Source organism: Sphaerospermopsis sp. FACHB-1194, from assembly GCF_014696235.1.
In the GTDB taxonomy this organism is placed as follows: domain Bacteria; phylum Cyanobacteriota; class Cyanobacteriia; order Cyanobacteriales; family Nostocaceae; genus Sphaerospermopsis; species Sphaerospermopsis kisseleviana.
In genome coordinates, this window is the sequence record NZ_JACJPU010000007.1 from 1 (window position 1) to 12274 (window position 12274).

10 protein-coding genes are annotated in these 12274 nt (G+C 36.4%); 6 read left to right on the forward strand and 4 right to left on the reverse strand.

Features of this window, described 5'->3' with window-relative positions; all coding sequences use genetic code 11:
- The first annotated feature begins 457 nt into the window (after window positions 1-457).
- The gene (locus tag H6F45_RS05950) at window positions 458-1888 is read left to right on the forward strand and encodes a bifunctional orotidine-5'-phosphate decarboxylase/orotate phosphoribosyltransferase (RefSeq protein ID WP_190346732.1); all 1431 of its coding nucleotides are present in this window, start codon (window positions 458-460) and stop codon (window positions 1886-1888) included.
- Window positions 1889-2307: 419 nt separating this feature from the next.
- The gene (locus H6F45_RS05955) at window positions 2308-2565 is read left to right on the forward strand and encodes a hypothetical protein (RefSeq protein WP_190346733.1); all 258 of its coding nucleotides are present in this window, start codon (window positions 2308-2310) and stop codon (window positions 2563-2565) included.
- On the opposite strand, the gene ggt is transcribed toward H6F45_RS05955, so the two are convergent.
- Together ggt and H6F45_RS05965 are read right to left on the reverse strand one after the other, a co-directional pair.
- The gene (ggt, locus tag H6F45_RS05960) at window positions 2562-4289 is read right to left on the reverse strand and encodes a gamma-glutamyltransferase (protein ID WP_190346734.1); all 1728 of its coding nucleotides are present in this window, start codon (window positions 4287-4289) and stop codon (window positions 2562-2564) included. The two genes, H6F45_RS05955 and ggt, sit on opposite strands and share 4 nt — an antisense overlap.
- A gap of 36 nt (window positions 4290-4325) precedes the next feature.
- On the reverse strand, window positions 4326-5342 hold the full coding sequence (locus H6F45_RS05965) for a hypothetical protein (RefSeq protein WP_190346735.1): 1017 nt from the start codon (window positions 5340-5342) through the stop codon (window positions 4326-4328).
- 69 nt (window positions 5343-5411) lie between these two features.
- Between H6F45_RS05965 and H6F45_RS05970 the strand changes: the two genes are divergently transcribed.
- The 4 genes from H6F45_RS05970 (at window position 5412) to modB (ending at window position 9252) form a co-directional block, all read left to right on the forward strand.
- Window positions 5412-6581 carry an AAA family ATPase gene (locus tag H6F45_RS05970; RefSeq protein WP_190346736.1) on the forward strand — a complete coding sequence of 390 codons (1170 nt, stop codon included), beginning with the start codon at window positions 5412-5414 and terminating at the stop codon, window positions 6579-6581.
- Entirely contained in the window at window positions 6578-7183 is a 606-nt protein-coding gene (locus H6F45_RS05975) for a DUF4276 family protein (protein ID WP_190346737.1), read from the forward strand. The genes H6F45_RS05970 and H6F45_RS05975 overlap by 4 nt, the downstream gene beginning before the upstream one ends.
- Window positions 7180-7323 carry a DUF1778 domain-containing protein gene (locus H6F45_RS05980; RefSeq protein ID WP_190346738.1) on the forward strand — a complete coding sequence of 48 codons (144 nt, stop codon included), beginning with the start codon at window positions 7180-7182 and terminating at the stop codon, window positions 7321-7323. Before H6F45_RS05975 ends, H6F45_RS05980 begins: the two co-directional genes overlap by 4 nt.
- A gap of 120 nt (window positions 7324-7443) precedes the next feature.
- Window positions 7444-9252, forward strand: coding sequence for a molybdate ABC transporter permease subunit (modB, locus tag H6F45_RS05985; RefSeq protein ID WP_190346739.1), 1809 nt, complete (start codon window positions 7444-7446; stop codon window positions 9250-9252).
- 125 nt (window positions 9253-9377) lie between these two features.
- Here the strand turns inward: modB and H6F45_RS05990 are convergent, their stop codons facing one another.
- On the reverse strand, window positions 9378-10649 hold the full coding sequence (locus H6F45_RS05990) for a murein transglycosylase A (protein WP_137666610.1): 1272 nt from the start codon (window positions 10647-10649) through the stop codon (window positions 9378-9380).
- A gap of 230 nt (window positions 10650-10879) precedes the next feature.
- Window positions 10880-12205, reverse strand: coding sequence for a proton extrusion protein PcxA (locus tag H6F45_RS05995; protein ID WP_137666609.1), 1326 nt, complete (start codon window positions 12203-12205; stop codon window positions 10880-10882).
- Window positions 12206-12274: the final 69 nt, after the last annotated feature.

Below are 12274 nucleotides of genomic sequence, written 5' to 3' on the forward strand. Positions count from 1 at the left end.
GCTCAGGACAGGCTCAGGACAGGCTCAGGACAGGCTCAGGACAGGCTCAGGACAGGCTCAGGACAGGCTCAGGACAGGCTCAGGACAGGCTCAGGACAGGCTCAGGACAGGCTCAGGACAGGCTCAGTACAAGTCGCTCAGTACAAGTCGCTCAGTACAAGTCGCTCAGTACAAGTGCGCTCAACACAAGTCTAGCACCTGTAAATCTTTTACCTACTTCCAGGAGGCACTAGAACTACGAAGTAGAACCCCATAGATTTAGTTGTCAAGGTACAGATTGCCGTTAGGCAGTTAGGTTTTTATACAGGTTGATTACCGTTCCTGTGAGAATGATTATAGCACAGAGGCGTAAACGCCTCCTTATGCTTTCATACCTTGCCTCAAGGACGGTTAAGAGTCAAACTCAACTTATGCTACAATTATTTAATTCAAAATCAAATTACTGAAAAAATTAAACATGAATTTTTTTGATAAGTTAAATACGACCATTGTCCAAAATCAAAGTTTACTATTTGTGGGACTTGATCCAAATCCTGAGATGATTCCAGCCCGTTATCAATCATCTGATTTGATTACAGGTTTAGAAAGTTGGTTGCAATTTATGATTGCGGAAACGGCTGATTTTGTCTGTGCTTATAAACCAACTTTGGGTTTTTATCAGGTTTTGGGTGTGCCGGGTTTAGAGTTGTTAATGAGAATTTTAAAATCTATTCCTAGTCACATTCCTATTATTTTAGATGCTAAACATAGTGATTTAAATACTAGCAGTGTTTTCGCCCATTCAATATTTACAGAATGGCAGGTAGACGCGGTTACTCTTAGTCCCTATACTGGTCAGGATCATGTTGCACCTTTTTTAGTTTATCCTGATAAATCTGTATTTATTTTATGTTGTACTTCTAATCCTGGTGCTGCCACTGTACAACAATATCCTCATAATTCACCGCTTTATTTACAGGTTGTTCAAGAATCAAAAACTTGGGGAACTCCTGAACAATTATGTTTAGAAGTGGGAACTACAAATGCAGAAGTTTTAAAATCTATTCGTTCTCTTGCTCCCGAAAGAATTATTATGGCACGGAGTATTTGGGCTGGGGAAGGTAATATTAAACAAATTTTGGCAGCAGGTTTCAATGCTAACGGTGATGGTTTGTTAATACCTGTTTCTCAAGATATGTTAGGAAGTGCAAATCTATCTGAAGAAATTCAATTTTTACGCAGAGAGATTAATGAATTTAGAGGTGAATTTATCCATGATGCTTCTAGTTGTGAAGTTTGGTTTTCTGATGTTGATGTGCAAGATAAACATCCTCATCAAGATTTGATTTTACAACTTTTTGATATTGGTTGTATTATGTTTGGGGAATTTGTCCAAGCTTCAGGGGCGACTTTTCCTTATTACATTGATTTACGGAAAATAATTTCTAATCCCCAAGTTTTTAATCAGGTGCTTAGTGCTTATGAGGAGATTTTAAAAAATCTAACTTTTGATAGGTTGGCTGGTATTCCTTATGGTTCTTTACCTACTGCAACTGGTTTATCTTTAAGGTTGGATTGTCCGATGATTTTTCCCCGTAAAGAAGTTAAAGCACATGGTACGCGCAGAGTCATTGAAGGTAACTTCCATCCTGGCGAAACGGTTGCAGTGGTTGATGATATTCTGATCAGTGGCAAAAGTGTGATGGAAGGAGCAGAAAAGATTCAATCTGTGGGATTAAAGGTTAATGATATTGTGGTTTTTATTGATCATGAAAAGGGTGTTAAAGATAGATTAAAAGCAAATGGTTATTGTGGTCATTCGGTTTTAACTATTTCGGAAATTGTGACTACTCTACACGAAGTAGGCAGAATAAATGATGAACAATTGTTAGCTTTTAGGGAAAGTTAGTTGGTAAGGAGTCAGGAGTCAGGAGTGATCATATTCCATAAAAGTTGGGGATCTTATTCTCTACTCCCTAGCTATATCCTTATATCTGTGAAAAGAAGAACTTATAGATTATTTTTGGAGATTTTTGGAAAAATCGTAGTGATTGATACATACAATCAAAAAAACGATGGTTAACATTAAAAAAATCTTGTACTGGAAGAAAACATTTTGAGAACAACCTTTTTGTTCTGTGTTTGTCTTCTCATCTCGCGGAAAACCGCATATAGGAGTCTATCTTCTTCAGAAATTTACCTGAGTTTAATAATATCAAATTCCTCTAGTCTAACCTTTTAGACTCATAATTTCTCTCACAAAAATGAGGCAGGTATTAACACAATCCTGTCTTAATGCAACATAAGCTAAACGCAAAGGAGTTTACCATGCAACGACAAATGTGCTGGTTATCTAAGTCTGGTGATGATGGTGAAAAAATCTTACATTTGCAGACTTCTCCTGGTCAACCTTGGCGGCCTTATACGGCGTTTCCTCAATTTTCTGTTCCTGATTATCAAATACCCGGTGGTTCTAAGGGTTGGGCAACTTATCAAAAATTGCTGAAAGTGGGCTGGACATTAGTTCCTAGCGCACGGGCAAATGAGTTTAGCGATAATTTTGCAGAATCAATCGTGCAATATTAATAACTACTAGCTAAACCTTCACCACGGGGATCTGCGGCTCCCTCTAATGTATCATTTTCTGTAACTGCGATCGCATTTGCATTACCCCAAGGTGCAGTTTCTTTGATTTTGTGTCCCCGACGACGTAAGTCTTGCAAGGTTAACGCATCTAAACCCCAAGACTGGACAAGTAACACATCGGGTAGCCACTGGTGATGTATGCGTGGTACGGAAACGGCTGCACCCACATCCATTTTGTATTCCAAAACGTTGAGTATTATTTGCAATACTTGGGTGATGATGGTGCTACCACCGGGAGAACCGACGGCTAAACGCAAGCGGTTGTTTTCGGTGACGATAGTGGGTGTCATACTGGATAGGGGTGTTTTCCGGGGGGCGATGCTGTTAGCTTCGTTACCAACTAACCCAAAGGCGTTTGGTACTCCTGGTGCGGCTGCAAAGTCATCCATTTCATTATTTAACACTATTCCTGTTCCTGGTGTGACTATTCCCGCACCAAAACCTAAGTTAATGGTGAAGGTTAAACTAACGGCGTTTCTGTCTGCGTCAACTACGTTTAAATGACTGGTTTCTGTTTTTTCAGGAATTGTTGTTGTTTTCAATCCTGGTTTTATTTCTGTTGATGGTATCGCCTTTTTCATGTTAATTTGTTGGCGACGTTTTTGGGCGTAATTTTTGCTAATTAGTTCAGAAACGGGGACTTGAACAAAATCAGGATCACCTAAATATTTGGCGCGATCGCTATAAGCAATTTTCATACTTTCTACCATTAAATGGATCGCGTCTGGGTGATTCCATCCTAATGATTTTAAGTCTGTGTCACCAATAATATTTAACATTTGTAATAAATGTACACCACCTGATGATGGAGGTGGCATAGAACAAACTCTTGCTGTTCGGAAGTTGCCACAAACAGGATCGCGCCAAATTGGTTGATATTGCTTTAAATCTTCCAGAGTAATTAAACCGCCATTTTTTGCCATATCATCAGCGATAAGTTTGGCAATTTTTCCAGTGTAAAAACTTTGAGGATTTTCAGAAATTTCTGTTAAAGTTTTTGCTAAATCACTTTGAATTAATCTTTCCCCTGGTTGATAATATTCACCGTTGCGAGTGAAGATTTTACTGGCTGCTGGGTTGTTGAGAATTTTAGGTTTACGGTCTTGAAAACGGGAGAGAGAAAGCCAAGAAACTCTATTACTGATAATAAAACCATTTTTAGCCAGTGCAATTGATGGTTTAACAACTTCTTGCCAAGGTAACTTGCCATAACGACGATGTACTTCATACATACCCGCTACAGTTCCGGGAGTTGCTACTGCTAAATAACCGTTGGTACTTGCACCGGGAATTACTTTACCATCAGCATCTAAATACATATTTTTTGTTGCTTTGATGGGTGCGCGTTCCCGAAAATCTAAAGCTTTAATTTCTCCGGTTTTTTGAGAATGAAATAGTAGGAAACCACCGCCACCAATACCTGCGGAAAATGGTTCAACTACGGAAATTGCAAAGGTTGTCGCTACTGCTGCATCTACCGCATTTCCGCCTTTTTTTAATATTGAAAGTCCAACTTCACTTGCTAAGGGGTTGGCGGATGTCACCATTCCGTTTTTGCTTTTTACAGGTACGTTGATGGTAGCTGATACTGCTTGGGTGGTGAGGATAGCAGTGAGGGAGATGAAGGAGATGATGAGGTTTTTGGTTTTGGTGATGGTGGGCATTTTTAATAAATTCAATTGCGGGCATTTTTAATAAATTCAATTGCTGATATCTATATCTTGTTGAAGTAGTTCTTTTGCATAGTCTGAAAGTGATTGTTGTTGACCTTCCATAGCCCAATAATCAGGACCGGGAAAAGCTCCTTTTCCTACGGGAATATTATGATGTTCACAAATTTTTCTACAAAGTGTACTCAATGAGTAACTTTGTCCATCAAAATCCCATTGAAAATTTTTCTGTGTTGCTTGGAAAGTAGCAAACTTAGCTTTTTCATCAATATCGTTAATATTTAATCCAGGTTTAGGAGACTGTTTCAAGTAGATTCTCGTTCCATCCTTAAGCTTACCATAATCTACAAGTATTTTTATACTCTTTTCCCTTCGTTGTTGGTTAGATGCTTCACGTACTGCTTGATTAGTTTTTTCTCTATTTTTAACTTGATAATCTTGAGCAGAAGGCAAAGGAATTATTTGCTCGATATTTAAGAATATTTCATTATTGATTTCATACAATTTTAGTTCTATGCAGCTAATCTCAATTCCTTGATCGTTTAACCATAATACAGTTGTGGTAATTTCGGAAGAAAAACTAGGAGCTATCAATATAATACGGGGTGTATTACTAATTAAAGCTTCTTCATCATCTCCTAAACCTAAATGATTTCTAATGTTTGAACGTGCGTCATTTGCATCTTTTTTAAGCTTAATTATAAATTCTTCATGAGCATTGACAACAGCTTCAAAATCCATAGTAGAAACCATTGCTGCATATCGAATAGCTTGAAGTTCACTGTGTCCAGCTTCTTCTACTCGTTTCAACTCAATTACTACTAAATTAGCATTTTTATCTAAACCCAGTAAATCAATTCTGCGTTTGCTATCTTCCCAGTTGCCAAATTCTTCTGCAATAATCAATAAGTCTGGATCTATTGATTCAATATTATCTCTAAATAATGGTTGTAAGTGTTGTCTTTCCAAAATTTGACTATTGACAAAATTGCCAGGTTTGAGTTTTTCTAAAGTTTTTTGGTTCGTATCAACTTTGTAAAAAGGCATATTAGCTTATTGTGCATAATTTTTGTTAACATATTATCATATCAGTAACTTTGTAAGCAAGAATAAATTATGACCTTATTTACACAGATAATTATTAAAGGATATCGTCGCTTACATAATATCCACATTAATATGCGACCCTTGACAGTGATGATAGGTGCTAATGGTGTAGGTAAAACTTCTTTGTTAGAAGTTTTTTACCTTTTAGCCGCTTCTGCTAATGGTAAATTAGAAGCTAAAATCTCAGAATTTGGAGGAATTAATGAAATAATAACTCGTGACAGGGCAAAGAGTATCAAGATTGGTTTGTTAAAGCAAGTATTAGATTATGCAAAACTAGACTATAGCCTTGAAATTACTCCTAGAAACTTCGGATATGAAATTTCTTCGGAAATACTTACTCAAATATATGATAATTCTCCAGCACCATTAAGAACTGTTCAACATATTGATTCACAGGGTTTAGAAGTTAAATATTTCAGTCCAGATAATCAAAATTTATTACATCCCAATTTATTGCGTCCAACCTGGGATCATAATCCCTTAGAAACATCTCTTGCTCAAGTTCCTAAAATGTATCAAGCACCCGAAACTCTGCGTAAAGAATTAGCATCATGTACATTTTACGGTGCATTGAATGTTGCCCCTAAAAGTCCCGTGCGTTTACCTCAACAAATGCGTCCTGCAACCTTACCAGGTGCTAACGGTGAAGATTTAGTTTCCTGTCTTTATTATTTACGAGAAACTGAACCAGAACGATTTGAAATTATTGAAGATACCCTTGCTGCTGCTTTTCCAGATTTTGAAAGATTGAGTTTTCCTCCAGTAGCAGCAGGAACTATTACAATGACTTGGAAAGATAAAAATTTTTCTAAGCCTCTTTATATGCACCAACTTTCTGAAGGAACTTTGCGGTTTATTTGGTTAATCACATTGTTGTTAAGTCCTGGTTTAACTGCTGTCACTCTGATCGATGAACCAGAAGTTAGTTTACACCCAGAATTATTAAGATTACTTGCTGATGTGATGCGAGAAGCTTCACAAAAAACTCAGCTAATTGTTGCCACTCATTCCGATAGATTAATTAGATTTTTGAAACCTCAAGAAGTGTTAGTTTGTGATGCAGAAGATGGTTTAACTACTATGACTTGGGGTGATACTTTTAATTTAGAACATTGGTTAGAAGATTATAGTTTAGATGAACTTTGGGCGATGAATTTAATAGGTGGTCGTCCATGAAAATAGCGATTTTAGTTGAGGGTGCAACAGAAACAGCTTTTAAGCCAGTTTTATTATATTTTCTCAAATCACGTTTACAGCAAATGCCCAAACTCAAGTTTATTCCCCATGATGGACGCATTCCTAAAGGAGATAAACTAAGACGAATTGTTGAAAATTTATTGATAGGTAAAGATGCTTTTGATGCGGTAATTGCTTTAACTGATGTTTATACAGGAACTAATGATTTTAAAGATGGGGAAGATGCTAAAGCGAAAATGCGAGAATGGGTAGGGAATAATCCTAATTTTTATCCCCATGTAGCGCAGCATGACTTTGAAGCTTGGTTATTACCTTATTGGTCAACAATTCAGAAATTAGCAAAATCTAATAAGTCAGCACCAACAGGTTTACCGGAAAAGGTAAATCATGGAAATCCACCATCTTATAGAATTAAAGAAATATTTGAAACTGGTAAATGTCAACGTAGTTATAGTAAGATTCGTGATGGGGCGAGAATTTTGAAAGACCAAGATTTGATGGCTTCTGTGAATCAATGTCCTGAATTAAAGGCATTTATTAATACTATTCTTGAATTATGTAAGGGAGATTTAATTCCATGAATCACGAAATTATGGTATTAAGTAAAGAAGACCAAAAGGTTTTTATTGCAGCATTAATTAACCCACCCCCACCCAGTTTAAAACTAAGGAATGCTGCTAAAAGATATAAGAAATATGTACTAAAATCACTGAAACAGTAATTTATCAATTGTTTATCTGTTAGCTACCATACCCGCAAGTAACATTAATTTCCTTGCGGAATTTTGAATTTTACCCTATTCCCTGATATACTACCAACTAAGTTGGAAATATACAGAATTATGCCACAGGACTTATCACCCCTCTGGATATCGCTGAAAACCTCATTTTTAGCGACTTTTATCACCTTCTTTTTCGGTGTTGGTGCTGCTTACTGGATGTTGGGATATCGGGGTAAAGGGAAATCTATAATTGAAGGGATATTCGTTGCACCGCTAATTTTACCGCCTACGGTTGTGGGTTTTTTGCTGCTGCTATTTTTTGGTAAAAATGGTCTTGCTGGTAAATTATTAGAACCTTTTAATGTGACTATTGTATTTACTTGGTATGGTGCGGCGATCGCTGCAATGGTGGTTTCTTTCCCATTAATGTATAAAACTGCGTTGGGTGCTTTTGAACAAATTGATGCTAATTTATTAAGAGTAGCGAGAACTTTAGGCGCTAAGGAATTTACTATATTTTGGCGGGTAAGTTTACCTTTAGCATTTCCTGGTATTTTAGCAGGTGCAACTTTAGCTTTTGCCCGTGCTTTGGGTGAGTTTGGTGCAACTTTGATGTTAGCTGGTAACATTCCTGGACAAACGCAGAATATACCAATGGCGATATATTTTGCTGTGGAAGCTGGGGATATGAATGAAGCTTGGTTTTGGGCAATTATTATTGTTTCAATTTCCTTAACAGGAATTATTTTAACTAACTTCTGGGAAGACCGCAAGCAGAAAATTAGACGCACTAATAAAGCAGAAATTGCAACAATAAAACCAGAAAATCAATCCTTTTCTTTACCTCCTAATTCTTTGACATCTGGTTTATTGATAGATATTGAAAAAAACCTCTCAAGTTTTCATCTGAAAATTGCCTTTAATACGGATAACCAACCTTTAGGTTTATTAGGAAGTTCTGGCGCAGGTAAAAGTATGATTCTCCGGTGTTTAGCTGGAATAGAAACACCAAATAAAGGCAGAATCGTATTAAATAATAGAGTTTTATTTGATTCAGAAAAAGGAATTAATGTTCCTGTTCGTCAGCGCAAAATCGGTTTTTTATTTCAAAATTATGCCTTATTTCCTCATCTCACAGTAGCACAAAATATCGCCTTTGGTTTACCTACAGAATTATCAAATGGGAATCTTAAAGTAGAGGTAGAAAAGCAATTAATAGCCATGCACTTAGAGGGTTTAGGTAATCGTTATCCTCACCAACTTTCAGGAGGACAACAACAACGGGTAGCTTTAGCGAGAGCGTTAGCAAGTCAACCAGAAGCTTTACTTTTAGATGAGCCATTTTCTGCCCTGGATACACATTTACGAAGTCAGTTAGAACAACAAATGACAGAAACTTTAGCTGATTATTCTGGTGTGACTTTATTTGTTACTCATAACATGGAAGAAGCCTATAGGTTGTGTCCTAATTTGTTAGTTTTAGAAGACGGAAAAGAAGCACATCATGGTTCTAAATATGAAATTTTCCAACATCCTGCTACTATGAATGTGGCAAAAATTACAGGATGTAAAAATTTTTCTCGCGCTGTTGTTTTGTCATCCCAAAAAGTAGAAGCAATTGATTGGGGTTGTACTTTAGAAGTTGTAGAATCTATTCCTGAAAATTTATCTCATGTTGGGATTCGCGCCCATCAAATTGTGTTTAAAAATGATGCAAATCTGGAAAATACTTTTCCTTGTTGGTTGGTGAGAACTAGCGAAACTCCTCACCGCATGACTTTATTTTTAAAGTTGCATTCTCCAGCGGAAAATGTTCATGATTATCATCTACAAGCAGAAGTTTATAAGGAAAAATGGGTGACAATTAAAGACAAACCTTTTCCTTGGTATGTACATTTAGATCCTGTAAGGTTAATGTTGATGGAGTAGGTTAATTTTCAGATACCCAACTTCTTGGAGAAGTCGGGTATCTTTGGGGGATCTTTGGTAGAAGTAAATATTTCTCACATCTTCCCATTTCTATTTACTGTCACCTGTCACCTGTCACCTATTCCCTATTTCAACAACAAATAAAATAATTGTCCATTGCTGACTGTCACACCAGCGCGATCGCCAGCAATATCTCCTGTTCCCAAGTAATAATCTACTCTACCTGGTCCTTTAATTGCACCACCTGTATCTTGATCTAATACAAAACGGCTAACTGTCCGATTTTCCAATTCTCCGTTATTTTTAACAAAAGGAAAAGGTGCGCGAATTAAAGCTAAAGCACCAGGAGGCATTAAAGATTTATCGGTAGCTATAGAACGTTCTGGAGTCAGAGGTACACCAACAGAACCATGTGCCGATCTCCCATAGGTTTCTCTGAAAAAGACAAAGCTATTATTTCTGGGTAAATAAACATTTAAATCTTGGGGATTTTTTTGGAAATACTCAAAAATTGTGGGCATGGTTACGCCATTTTCAGGTAATTTTCCAGCCTCTACTAATGTCCGCCCCAAACTTTTATAATTATGGGCTGTATTCCCAGCATATCCTATACTTGTTTCTGTTCCATCTGTTAATTTTAACCGTGCAGAACCTTGAATTTGAATAATATAAGGTTCAAATCTATCTCTAAACCAAAATAATTCTAAACCTTTTAATTTACTTTGAGAACCTTGTAAACCATCTGCACCTTCTAATTCTAATCGAGTGGGATGAGGTCTAGTCCAAGATTTTAAATCAGGTGGTAAGCGGTAAACAGGATATTTAAATTCTTTGGTTGGTTTTCGACTAGCTAAATATAATGGTTCATAATAGGCAGTAAATAATACAGTACCTTGACTATCTCTGCCTATAGATTGATAATAAACAAACTCTTTTTCAATAGCTGTTTGTAATTCTTGAGGCGAATTAGTTGATAATACTAATTGTCTGAATCTTTGCAAACTACGATAAACACGATCTCTGGTAATTCCAGAAATTTTATATCTTTGATAAGTAGCCGCAGCCCGCCGAGTTCTTAAATATTTTAAACTCTGATCAATAGATTTTATTAATGCTTTTTTATCCGCTATTTCTTCTTGTTCACCATCATAAATCCTTGCATCTAAACAAGAATCATCATTTTCACAACAACCAACCGGTAATCTTTGTACAAGTACAGGTAAATTTTTAGTATTTTCAGTTTTTAAAGCTGTTGGTTTCAACTCTGTGGGTAAATTCCACTTAGTTACTTGACATTCGGGAGGAATTGTGTCTCGATTTTTAATCGCTGGCATTTCCAAGAAAAAAATCGTGAAAAAAAACGGTAAGCTAAAAGTTGTATTAAATATCTTTTTCATGGAATTAATTTATTCTCTTTTATTCTGATTGGAAAATTTTGACAATTATTCTGACTCCTGTACGGGCGAAGTAGGGGCGAAGTAGGGGCGAAGCATTCGGAAAATAGCCTGGTCATAAAATTGATAATTTGTTGCCCGAATGCTTCGCCCTTACAGGAAAATAGCCTTTTCATAAAATTGATAATTGGTCGCCCGAATGCTTCGCCCCTAGAACTCCTGACTCCTGAAATTTACTCATTCATATTATGGTAAGTAGCAACAGCGGAAGGAGAAATGCGATTCAAATAACGGAAAATCCAATATTTGAAAATTGTATCTAAAATCACGGGAAATGTCGCAATGAATAAGAAAATAAAATCCCTATTTGCTGGTAAACCCCAGTGTCGTGATAAACCTTCCAGAATTACTTCCCAACCGTGGGGAGAGTGGAAGCCGACAAAGACATCAGTAAATAATATAATAATAAATGCTTTGGCGCTATCACTCAAGCCATATACTACATGATCAAAGAAATCTTTGAGAACTGAAATAGAAGATTGGCTGATCAGCAACAACCAGACAAAAGCAACTACAGAAAAAACATCTGCAAACACATTTTTAATCGCATTAGCACTTTCGCGCCGAAATTCCTCTGCTACCTCCTGTGCTTTTTCTTGCATTTTAATTTCTAGCACTTCCGATGATAGCGGTGGTGCATTACTAATCAAATTTTCAAACTTGATTCTTTCTTCAAATCTTTGCAGTTCTATTAGTGCTTCTTCTTCCATTTCTTCATTGATAAAAATCTGTTCTGTTTCTGAACCTCTAAAACGATCAACTACAGGACCTACTACCACAGCCTTAGCTATTTGATGGGTGAGAAGTGGCACAATAATTAATAGTAAAATAAATCTCACAGAGATAATTGTGATTTTTTGCGTCTGCCGAAAATTCTGCACTACTTCTTGTTCCGAACTGGGATCTAATTCCGCTTGCAAACGAGTAATAGTTGTTAGAATTGAACGCGGTAAAACTCCTGTAGAATCAGCTTTTCTTTTGGGTTTATTATTGTTGTTTTTAATTACAGGTTTTGGTGTGATTGGTTGATTACTTACTTTATTTTCTGCTACAATTATAGATGGATTTACTAAATTTTCTGAATTGTTTTCTAGAACATCATTTACAGCGTCATTTGTATATTTACCAATGACTTGATCAATGAATTCTAACTTTTTTAAAACTAAAGCCGCATTGGAATATTCTATACCTGCTTTGGCTGCTGCTTTTTGCTTAGATTCATTGGAAAACCAACGACTGGCTTTAAACTCTGTCAGCCGCATCCGTACATTTTTTAATAATTTTTGTAAATCTGCTTGAAAATAATCCATGACACTACTACTGTACATAGCAGCATCACTGCTAATTTTATTACCATTAAAATGATGATCTTCTATTTCTTTAATTTTTAAAGCTGATTTATAAGCTTCCTCTAAAGAGCGTTCTGGTGTCAGTAAATACCATCTGTAAGCAGCCAGGAAAAAAGAGTATATTTTTTCACTAAACACAGGGTTTTTCATCCTCAATGCTCATTTAACACTGTTTGGTGATTCCTAAATTTAAGTTAACGCAGAAGTTATAATCAGGAG